This window comes from Psychrobacter sp. Cmf 22.2 (assembly GCF_001921745.1).
GTDB lineage: Bacteria > Pseudomonadota > Gammaproteobacteria > Pseudomonadales > Moraxellaceae > Psychrobacter.
Genome location: NZ_MRYA01000001.1, coordinates 385,855 through 403,675 on the forward strand (window position 1 = coordinate 385,855; position 17,821 = coordinate 403,675).

Here is a 17,821-nt window from a genome sequence, read left to right on the forward strand (position 1 = left end):
TGAGATACATCAGGATGAGTTTCACCTAAAGTTAGAGCTATTCATAATTGGTAGCATTTATATTGCAATACGGGATTGACTTTTTTCAGTAGCAAGGTAAATTAAATAAGAGCTATCAAGCAACCAGCCGTTCTGACCGTATACGCTGCGCACTATAATTACTGTCTTTGTCATATCTATCCCATCTATGCACAATCAGTATTTTCAAACCGTAGTTTCAAAGTAATGTGTAATAGATCTAATCTATCAATGTCACGACGCCTATCGGTTGCTTAACTTATGGGCTTTTAAATCCGCAAGCCTTTTATTTACTGCACAAAAAAAACCAATCCTGCATCAGTATCTACAATATAGCCATCCTTTGACGGCTGCATTGTAGGGATGTAATTCAGCACGACCACACGTTTTATAGTTAAGGAAGATATATGAGTATTAGTCAGGCCATCGAAAAGATTGAAGCACGCTACGCCCATCAACCTGAGTTTATTCAAGCGGTTAAGGAAGTTGCACTTACCATTGCCCCTTTATATGATGCTCATCCTCAATACGAAAAATTCAAAATATTTGAGCGTCTAGTAGAGCCTGACCGCGTTATTGCTTTTCGTATCAATTGGGAAAATGACAAAGGAGAGGTCCAAGTCAATCGCGGCTGGCGTGTACAGTTCAGTAATGCTTTAGGCCCTTATAAGGGCGGCGTCAGGTTCCATCCCACTGTCAACCAATCCGTGTTAAAGTTCTTAGGCTTTGAACAAATATTCAAAAATGCCTTAACAGGTCTACCTATGGGCGGTGGCAAAGGTGGCTCAGACTTTGATCCTAAAGGAAAGTCAGATAGCGAGATTCGTCGATTTTGTTATGCCTTTATGCGTGAGCTGCATCACTATGTGAATAAGGACGTTGACGTACCAGCTGGTGATATTGGCGTTGGGGGCCGTGAAGTGAGCTACATGTTTGCAATGTACAAAAACTTGACCCATGAGCATGGCGGTGTATTAACTGGTAAAGGCGTGGGTTTTGGTGGCAGCTTAGTGCGTACAGAGGCCACAGGCTATGGTGCCGTCTACTTTTTAGAAAATATGCTTACAGCGCAAAATGAAATTATCAAAGGTAAAAAGGTATTAATATCAGGCGCGGGTAATGTCTCACTACATGCTGCTGAAAAAGTCTGTATGCTCGGAGGCGTCGCAATTACGGTGTCTGACTCAAAAGGCACCTTGTATGATGAAAAGGGCTTTAATCAAGAAAAGATTGATTGGCTAAAAAAACAAAAAGAACAAAGCAAACCACTGTCTGACTACGTTGATGTCCATGGCGGTGAGTGGTTCGAGGGTCAAAAACCATGGCACATCAAAGGAGATATTGCGATACCATCAGCGACTCAAAACGAGATTGACGAAGAGGATGCCAAGCTTATGGTTGAAAATGGCATCAAATATGTCGTTGAAGGCGCTAATATGCCACTGACTGCTAAAGCGGTTGATTATATTTGTCTACATCGCGTGCACTACGCACCAGGCAAGGCCGCCAATGCGGGCGGGGTTGCCGTGTCAGCGCTTGAGATGTCACAAAACTCAGTCCGTCAATATAAGAGTTTTGAGCAAATTGATGAGCGTCTAAAGCTTATCATGAAAGACATTCATGACTGTGCAGCTGACGCATCAGAAAAGTATGGTCAGACTGATAATGGCTACATAGATTATATGGCAGGAGCCAATATTGTAGGCTTTAAACGTGTCGCTGATGCACTAGTGGCTTATGGCGTTTTAAACTAACTTAGAATACAAGTTAACTTGTCCTATAAACCAGCCACATTTGGCTAAGCGACAATAAACATAAATACCGCTGCTATGTCTAATAGTTGCGGTATTTTTTTGTGCAAAATAAGACCGTAAGACAAGTTTTCAATAGGTCAAACGTCACCTAAATATTTTGTAAAAACATTAAATAGATGGTTGCTAGAATAATGTCTGGTGTTGTTTATAAAGATTAAACGACAAGCAGTACTCTCAATATGGTAAAGACGATAACTGAGTTTATATGGACGCTAAATAGCTAATATAGCAAGACTTTTACAATATTTACGAGACGTTACACTACTAGGTTGTTATGTACATTTCATACGTAAACTCAATTATTTTTTTCAATTATTATAAAACTACAGACACATAGTTGGTAAGAATAACTACAAACACTGCTCAGAAAAATTTATATATAAGTAAAAACTGAGTGTCAATGAAGCAGATATAAATACATGCGTTGACCCTCTCACTAGTAGATAAATTGTCACAACAATGGAGACCGAAACGTTTCTATTTTTGTCTTAATCTTCTTTTAAGTTAATGGGTAAACACAGGAACAAGACATGGGCATTAACGAGATAAACTATTTTACAAAAACGCCGTTATCTATGAGTGAGGAGGCCATAAGACAGAGTGCTATAAAAAGGAACGTTATAGCAGAAGATACAAGAAGGAGAGCTGGTATGAAAAGAGTGGATATAACAGAGATAGGTACAAACCAACATACTGGGATAAGTGACATAAGAGAGAATGTGACTGGCTTGAATTTAACCAAGAATAATACATTAAAGGTTCGTAGATTAGATGATTCTGCAATACCAATCAACAGACGAGCCAGAAGCGAGCATAGTGAAATTTTCAGAGATGACAATTTCAATAAAACTATTTTAAATAAGAAAAATAGCCAAACCTATAAAAGTGCGTTAAATAATAAACAGAACAATAAAAAAGCGCCTGTACGTTTAAGCTTTCAGCTAATGACCCGTGCTGAGCCAGCACAAATGGTCATTGATACTATTAAATCATTATTGGCAATCAAAGCGGACGACGATGAGATTTTAATCGTCGATAATAACCATGCTCAAACGTCCTTGTATGAGCCTTTGGCACAGTTTTGTGCCAGTCTTGATGCGCGTCATAATGTACATTTTTATCATATCGATGCGGTGGCTGGCTTTAAAGCTGGTGCGCTCAATCTGGCACTGGGTCTTATGGATCCTGAATGTAGTCACGTGGTTGTGGTCGATAGTGACTATCAAGCATTACCGCAGGCGCGCATATCTATTGCAAAGGCCATTGAGCGTTACCCAGACCATGCACTATTACAGTTTCCGCAGTTTTACCGTGATGCGGGAAAAGAAGATGTCCATAGCGAATTAAACCATTACTTTAACCATCATTTGTATCGCTCATTTAACCGTCAGCGTGCACTATCGACAGGGACTTATGCCGTTATTCGTCGCCGTGCGCTGCTCGCGATGGGCGGTTGGTCAGGTGCGTCGATTACCGAAGACGCACAGATGGGAGTGCTGATGCATGGTCGCGGTTTGCGTACTCGGTTTATACCTGAAGTCATTGCGACAGGTCTGTTACCGACTACCTTACATGATTTGATGAGTCAGCGTCGTCGTTGGATCTACGGTAATATGCAGGTGCTAAATACTTACTTTTCTACGGTATCAAATTCATCTACACCAAGCTCATCTACAAGTAAGAAACTTAGTGAGCGCCTAGCCTATATGGGTGCACATGTATCACAACTGAGCGCATGGGTGAACTTTACAGGCATATTTATTGTACTGCAGTTGTTGACGCTACTTATTATCACAGGTGCGCTACTGCTTAGTACCAGTCTCAATATTCATGCTTTGCTTACGCCTTTATATGCGGTGTACGCAAGCTATGCAGTATTTTTGGGTAGGCGCTTATGGGCATATATGCAAGATAATGCTCCGCTGAATCAGCAGACTGACGATGGCGTGGCACCAAGCTTAGGCAGTCGACTTCGAGCTTGGGCGTTACATCTGAATTTCTGGGAGCTTGGTGCTTTGTCATGGTGGCCTGTGCTTTGGGGTCAAAAAAAGCCCTTTATCTGTACACCTAAGCAAGCGCTTGTACGTACACGCACGTCCGTTTATGCGGCTAACCTGATGGCAATGCCTAAAGTGCTACTAATGCTAAATATAACCACAGCTATCATTGTATCGCCATTTTCATTATTGTATTCACCGTGGTTATTTGGCTGCGCGATGACAGTCTGTATTTTGAAAATATGGGCTGCCAAGGTAATGCTGGTTAATTATGGCTATGAGAAGAGCTTTGCGACCAATAAAACGGTAGCGATTAAAACTACCTTTGCTAAAGGTTTATCTCAACCGCAAACAGTCAGTATCAATAAGTCAAAAAACAATCCGTAGTTGTCTTTACTCAAAGCTAATAATATTAAAAACTTTTGGTATTTATCCTTTTAATTTATGTTGGACTCGTTATGCTATCTCGCCCCACCGATATAACAAGCATTACTGATTATAGTCATGCAAGTACAAAGTATGCTCCTGTACTACGCATTGCGGTCATCGCGCATTCTTTATATCCTATTGCGCAGCCTTATGCAGGCGGTCTTGAGATGATTACTCAGCTGATCTGTGATGAGCTGGTAGCTCAAGGTCATGAGGTATTGCTTTATGCCCATAGCGATAGCCAAACGAGTGCGACATTGGTGCCATTTATGTCTCGTGATGCGTTTGATAAGATGGTTTACCCTGATGAGCATGACTCGGTAGGGATGAGCCGTGAAGAGCTGTATCAGTATTTGGTCTATCAGCAAGCCATGCGCGATATCATCAGACGTAATGAGCAGGGTATGATTGATGTGGTACACAATCATAGTTTGCATCATATACCGATGATGATGGGACAGGCGTTTGGCGCACGCTTCTTTACCACCTTTCATACACCGATATTTCCGCAGCTGCGTCTGGCTCTATTGACGCTACGTTTGGGCACGCAAACCCAGTTTACTGCGATTAGTGGTCATCAGCAGCAGCTGTTTGAGGAGTTTGTACCTTCGCATGTAGTTTACAATGGTATCGATGTGCAGTCATTTAATGCCAATACAAACCCAATTGATGACGAAGTATATTTTTGGTATGGGCGCATTTGCATTGAAAAGGGCACGCATTTGGCAATGGAGTACTGTAAAGCAGCAGGCAAGCGTCTAATCATTGCAGGACCTAAAAGTAGTGAGGAGTACTTCAATGACTATGTGGCGCCACTGTTAGAGGCAGACAAAAATAGCGATGCGCCGTTATTCGATTATGTCGGTCATCTGAGTAAAGATCAAATCAACGAGCAATTAAGCCAAGTCACCGCCATGCTATTTACCAGTACTTGGGATGAGCCTTATGGTTTGACGCTCGCTGAGAGCCTCGCTTGCGGTACACCTGTGATTGGTTTCGATGTGGGCGCAAGTGCTGAGATTGTCACACCAAAGACAGGCGTCATCGTACCCAAAATGGATAAGGAAGCATTTATACAAGCGTTTGCTGATGTCCAGTACATTTCACGAGCAGCATGTCGCGCCCGCGCTGAGCAGTTTTGTTCCGTCGCTGCGATGGTTGATGGTTATCTGCGTTTATATGAGCAAGCAGTAGCGGTCGATGATAGCGATAGCATTCAAGAGGCGTTTGTCTAACGTTCTTCTTTTTTCATTCTCTAATTAATAACAATGACAGCCTTAATCTGTTAGGAACACTTTATAATGCGTATCGGCTACTATGCTCATCACCATGGCTCGGGACACTGCCGCCAAGCCGACAAATTGGCCGCCTTGCTACCATCAGAGTTGCGTCAGCAAATGACGGTGTTTACCAGCTTACCAGTCGATAGTTACCGCTTTGATGCATTAACCGCTACCCAAATCGTACGTTTGAGTGCTGAGGATGAGCGACCAGATGATGTGCTATCAGGGCGAGCAGGCAAGTATTGGCAGCCAAGCAGTTTGCACTATTCGCCAGTGGGCAATGAGAATATTCAAGAGCGCAGTTGGCAGCTGCTTGATGCTATTTATCAGCGTCAAGTTGATTTGATGATTGTCGATGTCAGTGTCGAAGTCGCTATGTTGTGCCGTACGGCTAGCGTGCCTTACTTGTATGTGAGGCTGGCAGGCGAGCGCGATGATATGCCGCACTTAAACGCCTTTGCTGGCGCGCTTGGATTATTAGCCCCTTATCCAAAGATGCTTGAAGCGGCAGCAACGCCAGGCTGGGTACGCCAAAAAACGCTATATCTTGATTTTTTGCCAAACAAAGCCCAAAGTTTGCCTAGCTTTGATGAGTTTATAGATAAGCTTGTGACGCTCAGCGAAAATGACACTACTAAAAAACAGCTATGCTCGCACTCAAGTGCTGATGAAGCCGTCTATGAGCATGATAAAACCAATCCACAAACTAATGCTAAAACCAGTGTTAAAACCAATATAGTCACTGTGATTAAAGGTTATGGCGGGCACGAATCGATTGATGCCAAGCTGCCAGAGCTTCGCCAACTGCTACCAGACGCTATAATTGTCTCTCTTGGACCTATTAATGATGAGATACGACATTGTGTCGATATTGCGGCTCACGTAGATGATGTGACCCCATTTATTGCCTATAGTGATCTACTGTTGATGGCGTGTGGTTTGAATGGCATTGCACAAGCCTATGACTATGCGACGCCGCTGGTGGTGCTGCCTGATGAGCGTCCGCATCGTGAGCAAGAAGTGATGGCAGAAGCACTTATTGAGCAAGGACGTGCTTTAAGTTGGGCACAGTTTATTGCCAAAGCCTCTAGTATGGACCCTCAGAACCTATTGTATTCTCTTTCCATAAATAATAAGTCGATTGACCATGAGCAGACTGCTTTGACGGGTCATCAAGCTAATCTGGTCGCGCAAAACTTTATGAATAGCATCGCTAACTATGTCTCCGTAAAAGCTTGGTTTGCAGAATGGCTATTGCCGCAGTTGGACCTAAAACCTAAAAAATAAGAAATAACAAAAAAGCTTATAATAATAAGAGCAAATATTTCTATGACAACGACAACCAGAGCTCAAGACGCCGCACATAACACCATTCCCGTGAGTGTAATAACGACTTGCTACGGGCGCAATCGTCATCTCTACAATCTACTGAGTAGCCTGGCGCAGGGTAGCGTCAAACCAAGCGAGGTGATTATCGTTAATGACGATGCTGAGCCTGAACGTCTGGCAGCATACGATTTAAATATTATTAAGATAGCAACGACTACAGCGACTGAGCATGGATTGACGAGTAGCGCCTCATTTGATATCGGTCGTAACCGTAATCTTGGCGCTGCACGTGCCACCTATGAGGATATGATTTTTTTGGATGTGGATTGTATCGTCGCCTATGACTTTATCGAAGGGTTATATGATAAATTGCAAACGTATCCTGATGCGCTACTGATGGGACAGCCGCGCTATCTGACGCGCCCTTTGACGGATGATGAGGGTCATCAGCTACAACAAGGTAAATTGGCAGTCAACTTTTTAGATGAGCTGTCCGTATTTAACCCTTATCGCCATAACTTTACCCAACATAGTAGTGATAAAAACAATGCTAATATTAAGAAAACGCAAGATTATGGCGCATTTTGGAGTCTTTGCTTTGCGATAATGCGCAGTCAATTTGAACGGATTGGCGGTTTTGATACGGATTATGTCGGCTATGGCGCTGAAGATACCGATTTTGCTTTTATGGCGCGCGCGTTAAATATCGACTTTTATTTAACTGGTGATGTTATTTATCATCAACAGCACAGTGTTTATCGGCCACCACTGAATCATCTCGATAGTATAGTAATTAATGCCAATAGATTTTACGGAAAATGGCAACATTGGCCGATGTCAGGATGGCTAGCAGAGTTTACGCAGCTGCAATTGATTGACTGGCAAGAGGCGCAGACAGTGCCAATTGCTATCAATCGACAGCCCAGTGAAGTTGAGATTAACGTCGCATATTGTCCAGATGCGCCTTATGTGTAGATATATAGTCGATACTAAATAAAATAGATATACTGCGTTAATACGCTAGACTGGTACAAATTTCTTTTGCGTGCTGTGCCTGCGCAGACAGAGGCTACAAGAAATTTATCTCAGTCTTGCTATATCAGTTTTAAACTGAAACAACTATAAATGTTTAATCTGGTAGTGTCCTATTAGTATTGACGAATGATTTCAACATCTCTAGGCGGCGTCGCAAGCTCTTGTCGCTCAAACGCCCAGTTATGACCTTCCCAAAAATGCGCGGTTTTGTCATCATTATTAAAGCCCAACATGACTATTGATAGCGGCGTCTCAACGCTCTGTTTTTGCTGGATATGCAAGCGCGTAGATAAGAATAATCGATATAACAAAAACCCTGAAGTCGGTGCGGATGAATGAATATCAGTAAAGATAGGATAGTCTGCTACTACTTCATGTTGTTCTGACAATACGCGGCAATGCTCATCACTACGTAATAATTTATCAACCTGTTCTGGAATCTCTAGCACTCGGTTAGCCGTTATGGGGTCATCATGAGGACTTGGGTCGTCTGCTGGTAGTGGAAACTGGTAGTTAGTGTTGCCAAACAAAATACCAGGCGGCGCTTGCTTGGTCATATCGAGCATCGCTGTCACGTTATTGCTGCGTGGCGGCAGACCAAAATGCAGCTTACTGTCACCAATTTGTCTAAAAAACAGTAGCTTTGGTAAATCTTTGGCTAGTGGATGATTGGCAAAGAAGTCTGCATGGATAAAGTCATTAAACAAGACGAGCATATCAGTAGGTTGCAACAGCGCCTCTAAGCTCGCTATATCTATTGAAGGATTGTTTGCTATCAATACAATTCGTTTACTCTGTAACAATGGCTCTTGAATGATAAGCGGTAAGCTTGCAAAAGCCAATGCCGACTTAGCATCAAAACCAGAAGTATCAAAATCAACAATAGTGTCAAAATCAACGCCCGTTAAAGAGTGATAAGTATTATCGTATAGTGAGTCTGTTAGGTGGGACGTATGTAGCATAGAGGCTTAAATGACCTAAGTAGAAAGGTGAAGTAACATTATAAAAAATGGTGTAACATTATACCGTATGTCCATCAAAATAACACTGCCTAAGACTATGATAAACATAGTAAAAAGGTAACTATTAGACAATGTTTCGTAATACATAGATGCAACATTTTGCAACCTTTTTACCTTAGAATCCTTTTTATATATCCGTAGCATAAGAACAACTGCATCTTAACTATAAGGATTGATTAATGAAAAAGACGCTCAAAAATTTTAAACTAACGACATTGGGTGCTTGCCTGACTTTGGCGATGACGACAGGAGCATTAAGTACCGCTGTGGTCGCGGCCAATCACTCTGATGAAGTAAGTGTGGCTCAAGCAGCTAAAGTCAGCTTAAAGCAAGCAGTTGCTACAGCAAGTAAAGAAGCTTCTGGCTCTTTGGTCAGCGCAGAGCTGGACGATAAAGATAGTGATGCTCAGAAAGGTAATAGTGTCTACGAATTAGAGTTCAGTACTGATACAACAAGCTACGAGATAAAAGTCGATGCTATGACAGGTGAGATCGTAACGTCTGAAACCGAGCAACTTGTTAAAGACGACATTAATGATTATCAAGTTCAGCAACAAGCAAAAATAAAGATGACGGATGCTATCGATATTGCCGAAAAACAAACCGATGGTCGTACTATAGAGATTGAATTTGAGATTGACGATGATGAGATAGATCATCCAACTTATTATGAAGTTAAGGTGTTAAAAGACAATCAAATATTTGAATTAAACATAGACGCAAAGACGGGTACAGTGTTTGAAAATTCAATTGATGATATAGACGCTACGCCAGATATGACAGCAGTCGAGTTATAACACTTTTAATGTATATTGACTATATTCATTTTTAATCAACTACTATCAATAGCGAAGCCCTAATCATTCAATGGTTGGGGCTTCTTTAATTATGCTAAATGTTTATGGTCATTCGCTATACCGTCTCACGCCATTTACCTTGAACCATAATACCTGCAATAGGATTTAGCCCCATTTGATAAGCAAAGTCAGCAGGGCGGGCGATGTCCCATAATGCCAAATCAGCATCACAGCCCACTTCTATTTTGCCTTTGTTGGCGAGACCTAATGCTTGTGCCGCATGAACAGTTGTCCCTGCCAATACTTCTTCAGTAGTGAGATAAAATAATGTACAGCCCATATTCATCGCTAATAACAGCGAGGTGAGCGGTGAGGTGCCGGGATTGCAATCGGTTGAAATGGCCATCGGCACCTGATGTTTACGCAACATCTCAATCGGTGGCAACTTAGTATCACGCAGCGTATAAAAAGCACCTGGTAATAGCACGGCTACTGTGTTGCTCGCGGCCATTTTCTTGATATCGTCTTCTGCCAAGTGCTCAAGATGGTCGCTTGATAGCCCTTGGTAATCGGCGACTAAAGCACTGGCACCTATGTTTGAGAGCTGCTCAGAATGCAACTTCACTGGCAAGTCTAACGAGCGGGCAACGTCAAAGACGCGCTTAATCTGCTCAGCAGTAAAGGCGATGTTTTCACAAAAGCCATCGACCGCATCGACCAAGTCCTCGCTATGCAAAATTGGCAACCACTGACAAACTTGCTCAATATAGTCATCGGCATTGTCTTTATACTCTGGCGGTAGGGCATGGGCGGCTAGATAAGTGGTGCTGACATGAATGTGGTGTTTGTCGCCGAGCGCGCGGGCGACTTTCAGCATTTTGCGTTCAGTTTCTAAGTCCAGCCCATAACCAGATTTTATCTCGACACTGGTCACGCCTTCTTTAATGAGCGCGAGCAGACGTTTTTCACTTTGCGCAAACAATTCTTCCTCATTCGCTGCGCGGGTGGCGCTAACGGTTGAGACAATGCCGCCACCTTGTGCCGCGATATCTTGATAACTGGCACCTTGCAATCGCGCTTCGAACTCGTTGCTGCGGTTACCGCCATAAACGATATGGGTATGACAATCGATGAGTCCAGGCGTGACCCAGTTGCCATTGACGTCTTTGATTTGATCGTTCTTATAATGGGTGAGGTGCGGCTTTATTTGCTCATGCGTACCAACCCATGCAATTTTGCCATCTTTGATACCGATAGCGGCGTTTTCTAATTGACCGTAAGGGATGCTTTTGTTTTGATTGTTGGTTTGGTTGTCATTATAAATATCAAACCCGTATTGCTCTGAAAAGGTGGCGAGATTGGCGTTGATAATGATGTAGTCAAACGATGTCAGGGTGGAATCGTTTATAGGCATTTGGTCTGTAGAGTTTGTTGTGTTAGTCATGATGTGCTCCTACTTATTAGTATAGATTTAGTGCAGCCATCCATAGTCCGTTCACTTTAAAATAGACATTGTGTCGTTGGTAAAAACGCTTCTTGCTGCTGACAGAGGATGTGAAAAATTTACTTCAGTAGCCTTGTATGGTTGGTTTATTTTAAAAATGTGATAGCGTGACTGGTATACATTTTACTCGCTTGTTGTGCGCAAGCGAGACAAAGGCTTCGCAAAATTCATCCCAGTCACTTGTATGAATACTCATCACAGTTTTATTCTGTATCGATTTATTTATACTAAAAGTAAATGCTGCTCGATAATAGTGGCTAAGAGGCGAGCCGCGACTTTACAGCTGCGTGAATCAACATCAAAGGTTGGGTTAATCTCGGCAATATCAGCCATTTTTACTTTGCCTGATGCCATGATACGTTTAACCGCACGCTCAACGAAGGGTAACTCAATACCATAAGCGGCGGGCGCACTAACGCCCGGTACCACGCTCGATGGCAAGCAGTCCATATCAATAGTTAAATAGATGACATCAACGTCATTGATAAAGGTCTCTATTTGCGCCACAATTTTTTTCCATTTCTTATTGGTGCAATCTTCGTCACTGATAATGTGTACGCCCAACTGCTCAGCACGGTCAAAGAGTGCGGCGGTATTGGAAAAACGACTGACGCCGATACAGCAATAGTGAAATGGCTGGCCTTGCGTCTCAAGGTGCTCAGCAATTTGGCGGAATGGCGTACCAGAGGTGGCGACATCAGACTGACGAATATCTAGATGCGCATCAAAGTTAATAATGCCAATAGTAGGCATTGTACTCGTAACATTTTCAAGATTGTTTTTGACATTGCTAACGTCATTAGTAGGCCGATCGGTTTTTGATGACAGCGCTTGCCACAATCCCAAAAAGCTACCATAAGCGATGGCATGACCGCCACCAAGACCAATGGGTAGGCCGCCTTGCTGGATAATATCACTTATCTTATCGGCATATTTTACTTGAGCTTGCTCGAGGGTGCGCTCGGCAAAGTCATCATTATCATGACAGTGAATGTCACCTGCATCACCCAGTAGCGTTGATAGTTGACCATCAAAGCGTTGTTGCAGCTCAGCGATGACGGGCAGTGCCGCAAATGCCTGACGAATCAAAGGCGGCGCTGCTCTGGCTCCCACGCGTCCTTGATTGCGCCTGACACCTTGGTCACAAGCGAAACCAACCAGTCCAATGCGCTGACCGTTTTGCTGGTTGTTTTGTTGACTGCTGCTATCAAAGGCATAAGGCTGGGCTATTTGATACCAGTAGCGGGCGCGTGCAGACTCAAACGGCTCTGCACGGCCTGTCCAGCGACTCATATCAGCGGCGCTGTGGCTCACGACTGTGTCAGACATTGATAGGCTCATCACTGATCTCCTTCGATTCATATCGCTTGCGTGTAGTCGATCCGTTATAAAATAAGTACAGTGCTACTGGTATAAATTTTCTTTGCTTGCTGTGTGACTTCGTCACTCCAGAGGCTGCATAAAATTCATCCCAGTAGCACGCCATAAAAACTGTACTCTTTTTATTTAGCACTTACTATAGAAGGATGCTATTTATTTAGACTCATACCAATCACTACGCAGCGCCTGCCAATGGTTTGTCAGCGCGCCATCTAATACCAGCTGTTTTGCTGCTTCGATATCAGGGGCTAGGTAGCGATCTTTGTCATAAAAAGTGACTTGCTCGCGTAGTTTCTGATGCGCTGTCTGTAACGGCTCTGAAGTATCTAGTCCACGATGGAAGTCGATACCTTGACCAGCAGCCAATAGCTCAATACCAACAATGGTAGCGGTATTTTGCGCCATTTCGTATAGGCGGCGGGCGCTATAAGTGGCCATCGATACATGGTCTTCTTGGTTGGCAGAGGTTGGAATGCTATCGACGCTGCCAGGATGAGCCATGGATTTGTTCTCTGAGGCGAGTGCTGCTGCCGTCACGTGAGCGATCATAAAGCCGGAGTTCACCCCTGCATTTTCCACCAAAAATGGCGGTAAGCCACCTGATAAGGTTGCGTCAATCAAGAGTGCCACACGGCGCTCAGACATAGAACCAATCTCAGCAATTGCCAAGGCTAAAATATCTGCGGCAAAGGCAACTGGCTCGGCATGAAAGTTACCACCTGAGATAGCAACAGGGCCATCATCATTGTTAAAAATAAGGGGGTTATCCGTTACTGCATTAGATTCAATCAATAAAGTCTTGCCTGCTTGGTTGATGATATCAAGGCAAGCACCCATGACTTGTGGCTGGCAGCGCAAGCAATAAGGGTCTTGTACTCGATCATCTTGCTCATCATTGTGCGAAGCGCGGATAGCACTGCCTTTAATCAAGCTTCTGTGGGCTTGCGCAATTTGTATCTGACCATGGTGACCACGCACTTCATGAATACGGGCATCAAATGGCGCATCCGAGCCTTTGGCGGCGTCAATAGACATAGAGCCGACGATGGTGGCTGTCTCAAGTAGATCCCGTGCTAAGAAATAACCGCGTAGTGCTAATGCCGTTGAGACCTGAGTACCGTTAATCAGGGCAAGACCTTCTTTGGCTGCTAGGGTGATAGGCTCAAGACCATGCTGCGCTAACGCCTCAGCGGCAGGGACTTTCTTACCGCCAACATAGACATCGCCTTCGCCCATCATCGCCAGCGTCATATGCGATAAAGGTGCTAAGTCACCAGAGGCGCCAACTGAGCCTTTAGCAGGGATGTTTGGCGTAATTTGATTGTTGATTAAGCCGAGTAAGCTATCGACCACAGCGCGGCGGACGCCAGAGACGCCCTGCGCAAGGCTAGCGACTTTCATCACCATAATTAGCCTGACCACGTTGTCTGGCAGCGCCTCACCTGTACCCACTGAGTGAGAAACGATAAGGTTACGTTGCAGTAGCTCAAGTTGATCGTCACTAATACGGGTTTTAGCTAATAGGCCAAAACCGGTATTGATGCCATAAGCGCTCTTATCACGCGCAATGATGGTACGTACATCGTCGTGTGAGGCATCTATCGCTTCATAAGCACTGTCAGGTAACGTCAATATGACAGGCTGCTCGTAGATATCACGTAGCATCTCAAAGCTAAGCTGGCGAGGGTGTAGGGTTAGTTTTTTGATATCAGTCATGCGAGTTATCCTAATTTTATGAGCTGTATTAACTTTATTTGTTGTCTATACATTTTAGTTTATGTGTTGTTGTTTATAAACCGTTAAAAGCTATGCTATCTAAATTTTCTTAGCTAATCCCGCCAGTTTTAGTCGGTCTAACCGAACCAGCCTAGATATATCGCTAGATGTCCAAAAGGTGCAGCGATTAGAATGCTAAGCACCACGCGCTCAAACCAAATGATGACCATCTTGGGTACTGACAGCGGAATCTCAGTTGCCAATACACAAGGAATCATCGCTGAAAAGAACAGCACACTACTAATCGAAACGACGCCTGCTACATAGCGGGTTAAGACCTCAGCTTCCGTTAGCAATAGGGCAGGCAAGAACATCTCAGCCAATCCCGCTGACATGCCTTTGGCAGCAACTAGTGGCTCGGGCATACCGGTTACCCAAGTGAATGGATACAAGAGCAAACCTAGCGCATCAAAGACAGGCGTATATTTGGCTAGTAAAAGTCCTGTCAACCCTACCGCGATAATAGAAGGCACAATCGCTGCCGCCATCGTCACCCCATCGCGAAAGTTCGACCACATAATTTGTTTGAGGTCAGTTGCACGGCGTGAGGTAGCTAGTCCTAAATGATAAGCTGCTGCTAAGCGATTGCCTTGTTGGTTGTCCAAGTCTGGACGGCTGGCGCTATCATCAAAACCTCGAATAGGCGGAATACGGGCAGTAATGGCAGTGACAATAAAGGTAATAATCAGGGTCGACCAAAAAAACAGATTCCAAAACGCCATCAAGTTTAAGGTCTTGGCAACGATGACCATAAAGGCCGCCGATACCGTAGAAAACCCAGTAGCAATAACGACGGCTTCACGAACCGAATATTGCTTTTGCAGAAAGACTCGATTGGTAATGAGCAGCCCAATAGAATAACTACCAACAAAAGACGCAACGGCATCAATTGCTGATGAGCCAGGCGTTTTCCAAATCGGCTTCATAATAGGCTGCATGAGTACGCCAAACATCTCCAGCAAGCCAAAACCGAGCAAAAAAGCGAGGATTAATGCACCAATAGGGACAATCATACCGACTGGTAATGCCAGTTTTTCAAACAAAAACGGCATCATGTCCTTTTCCATGATGATAGCAGGCGCCATATCAGTGATATACAGGATGGCAAGTACTAGCCCGATAATCTTAAAGGCAGTTAATATCATATTGGTGATATTTTTACGCCATGAACCATCGTAAATGGGCTTGCCAACGCCATAAATCATCAGTAGAAATAGTAAAAATACCGCAAGGGTGTGCTGCTGAGTGACCAGATAAGTTGCCCCATGATCAAATAAGATGGTGCTCTTTTCACCAATAGTAAAAGGCACAAAGAACATCACCAAGCCAATAGCACTAAATACGATTAGCTGTATCAGTGCGAAAGGTTTTGACAGCAGCTTTTCAGGCGGCGGGCTAGCAGGTGCTGGACTGTCTAGAGGCGTTCTAGGCACGGAGCTACCTGGGGGCAAAATATCACGTTCAGACATATTATCGTCCTTGATAAAGTGTTGATAATGTCCTTATACCACTTGAGCACATAAGGACAAGGACAAGCTATTTAATCATCGGTAGATTTAAGCCGTAGTCTTTCGCTGTTTTGATGGCCAGCTCATAGCCTGCATCGGCATGACGCATCACACCTGAGCCGCAATCATTGACCAGTACTCGTGCTAAGCGCTTGGCAGCGGCATCTGTGCCATCAGCGACAATGACCATGCCAGAGTGCTGCGAGTAGCCCATGCCCACACCGCCGCCATGATGGAGTGACACCCAAGTGGCACCGCCTGCGACATTGAGCATGCCATTTAATAGTGCCCAATCAGAGACAGCGTCTGAGCCATCTTTCATACTTTCTGTTTCGCGGTTTGGGCTGGCAACAGAGCCAGTATCTAAATGGTCACGACCGATAACGATAGGACCTTTTAGCTCACCATTTTTAACCATCTCATTAAAGGCTAGGCCCGCTTTATCGCGCTCGCCCAGACCTAACCAGCAGATACGTGCTGGCAAGCCTTGGAACTGAATGCGTTCTTTCGCCATGTCTAGCCAGCGATGAATATGGGTGTTTTCAGGGAACAGCTCTTTAATTTTTTGATCGGTTTTATAGATATCTTCTGGATCACCTGATAATGCGACCCAGCGGAATGGGCCTTTACCTTGGCAAAACAGCGGACGAATATAAGCAGGGACAAAACCCGGGAAGTTAAAAGCGTTTTTCACCCCTTCATCAAAGGCAACTTGACGAATGTTATTACCATAATCGGTCGTTGGAATACCCATTTCTTGTAGGTCTAGCATGGCCTGTACATGTACGGCACAAGACGCAGCGGCAGCTTTGGTCAATACGGTATGTTGGTCTGGGTTTTCTTGTGCTGCCCTCCATTCTTCAACTGTCCAGCCACTTGGCAGATAGCCATTGATTAAGTCATGAGCGGAGGTTTGGTCAGTGACCAAATCAGGTTTTATCTCGCCTGCATTGGCACGCTTAACCATCTCAGGCAAGATATCCGCCGCATTACCAAGTAGCGCGATAGAGACGGCTTCGCCCGCGTCAGTATGCTGTTTGATCAACTCGTAGGCATGGTCGAGGTCGTCTGCTTGCTTGTCGACATAACCGGTACGTAGACGGAAATCGATGCTGGATTGCTGGCATTCGATGTTTAAAGAAGTCGCACCAGCAAAGGTCGCGGCTAGTGGTTGCGCGCCGCCCATACCGCCAAGACCAGCGGTCAAAATCCAGCGTCCGCTCCAGTCGCCTTCATAATGTTGACGACCTGCTTCCACAAAGGTCTCATAAGTGCCTTGGACGATGCCTTGGGTGCCGATATAAATCCAGCTCCCAGCGGTCATCTGACCGTACATAAATAGGTCTTTGCGATCAAGCTCATTGAAATGCTCCCACGTCGCCCAGCGCGGGACAAGGTTGGAGTTGGCAATCAATACGCGCGGTGCATTTTCATGCGTTTGAAAGACGCCAACCGGTTTGCCAGATTGTACAAGTAAAGTCTCATCGTCTTCTAACTCTTTAAGAGAGGCGAGGATTTGATCATAGCTTTCCCAGTTACGAGCTGCACGTCCGATACCGCCATACACAACCAAGCTTTTTGGGTTTTCAGCGACGTCAGGGTGTAAGTTGTTTTGCAGCATGCGATAAGGCGCTTCGGTCAGCCAGCTTTTGCAATTTAATGTACTGCCAGTCGGGGCAGCAATGTTGCGACTCTCGTCACGACGCGTAAATTCATTACTGTTGCTGGTGCCGTTGTTGCTTATTTCATTGTCGGTAGTCATGATCATATCCTTGTGATTATCTATACAGTTTGCTGGTGACATTTTAGTAGTAGCATTATTTGATATAGCATAAGTTGTATATACAAATTATCAAAGATTATTTTCTCATGCAAGCATTTTTTTATAAATAGTTAAATTATTTATGAAGTTGCTTTGTTAGATAGGCT

At 44.3% G+C, this 17,821-nt stretch carries 12 protein-coding genes; 6 read left to right on the plus strand and 6 right to left on the minus strand.

The window, feature by feature from the left end; all coding sequences use genetic code 11:
• The first annotated feature begins 425 nt into the window (after positions 1-425).
• From gdhA to BTV98_RS01710, 5 genes are all read left to right on the plus strand, one after another.
• Positions 426-1,772, plus strand: a complete 1,347-nt coding sequence (gene gdhA / locus BTV98_RS01690; protein WP_058369316.1) for an NADP-specific glutamate dehydrogenase — start codon at positions 426-428, stop codon at positions 1,770-1,772.
• Between the two features lie 710 nt (positions 1,773-2,482).
• Entirely contained in the window at positions 2,483-4,216 is a 1,734-nt protein-coding gene (locus BTV98_RS01695) for a glycosyltransferase family 2 protein (protein ID WP_058369315.1), read from the plus strand.
• A gap of 71 nt (positions 4,217-4,287) precedes the next feature.
• Positions 4,288-5,493 (plus strand): glycosyltransferase, encoded by a 1,206-nt coding sequence (locus tag BTV98_RS01700; protein ID WP_058369314.1) that lies wholly within the window; start codon positions 4,288-4,290, stop codon positions 5,491-5,493.
• A 66-nt stretch (positions 5,494-5,559) separates the two neighbouring features.
• Positions 5,560-6,828 (plus strand): hypothetical protein, encoded by a 1,269-nt coding sequence (locus tag BTV98_RS01705; protein WP_058369313.1) that lies wholly within the window; start codon positions 5,560-5,562, stop codon positions 6,826-6,828.
• Positions 6,829-6,870: 42 nt separating this feature from the next.
• Complete coding sequence (locus tag BTV98_RS01710; RefSeq protein ID WP_058369312.1) at positions 6,871-7,845, plus strand: glycosyltransferase family 2 protein; 975 nt, start codon at positions 6,871-6,873, stop codon at positions 7,843-7,845.
• Positions 7,846-8,018: 173 nt separating this feature from the next.
• Here the strand turns inward: BTV98_RS01710 and BTV98_RS01715 are convergent, their stop codons facing one another.
• Positions 8,019-8,867 carry a hypothetical protein gene (locus BTV98_RS01715; RefSeq protein WP_058369311.1) on the minus strand — a complete coding sequence of 283 codons (849 nt, stop codon included), beginning with the start codon at positions 8,865-8,867 and terminating at the stop codon, positions 8,019-8,021.
• Between the two features lie 239 nt (positions 8,868-9,106).
• Here BTV98_RS01715 and BTV98_RS01720 point away from each other — a divergent pair, with 239 nt between their 5' ends.
• Positions 9,107-9,724 (plus strand): PepSY domain-containing protein, encoded by a 618-nt coding sequence (locus BTV98_RS01720; RefSeq protein WP_058369310.1) that lies wholly within the window; start codon positions 9,107-9,109, stop codon positions 9,722-9,724.
• A 115-nt stretch (positions 9,725-9,839) separates the two neighbouring features.
• Here BTV98_RS01720 and hutI read toward each other — a convergent pair whose 3' ends face one another.
• The 5 genes from hutI to hutU form a co-directional block, all read right to left on the minus strand.
• Positions 9,840-11,168, minus strand: a complete 1,329-nt coding sequence (gene hutI, locus BTV98_RS01725) for an imidazolonepropionase (RefSeq protein WP_058369309.1) — start codon at positions 11,166-11,168, stop codon at positions 9,840-9,842.
• Between the two features lie 282 nt (positions 11,169-11,450).
• Positions 11,451-12,557, minus strand: coding sequence for a formimidoylglutamase (hutG, locus tag BTV98_RS01730; RefSeq protein ID WP_058369324.1), 1,107 nt, complete (start codon positions 12,555-12,557; stop codon positions 11,451-11,453).
• 204 nt (positions 12,558-12,761) lie between these two features.
• Positions 12,762-14,324, minus strand: coding sequence for a histidine ammonia-lyase (gene hutH, locus BTV98_RS01735; RefSeq protein WP_058369308.1), 1,563 nt, complete (start codon positions 14,322-14,324; stop codon positions 12,762-12,764).
• 137 nt (positions 14,325-14,461) lie between these two features.
• A complete protein-coding gene (locus BTV98_RS01740; protein ID WP_058369307.1) occupies positions 14,462-15,853 on the minus strand; it encodes a YjiH family protein in 1,392 nt (463 codons plus the stop codon).
• A 67-nt stretch (positions 15,854-15,920) separates the two neighbouring features.
• Positions 15,921-17,654 carry a urocanate hydratase gene (gene hutU / locus BTV98_RS01745; RefSeq protein ID WP_058369306.1) on the minus strand — a complete coding sequence of 578 codons (1,734 nt, stop codon included), beginning with the start codon at positions 17,652-17,654 and terminating at the stop codon, positions 15,921-15,923.
• Positions 17,655-17,821 lie beyond the last annotated feature (167 nt).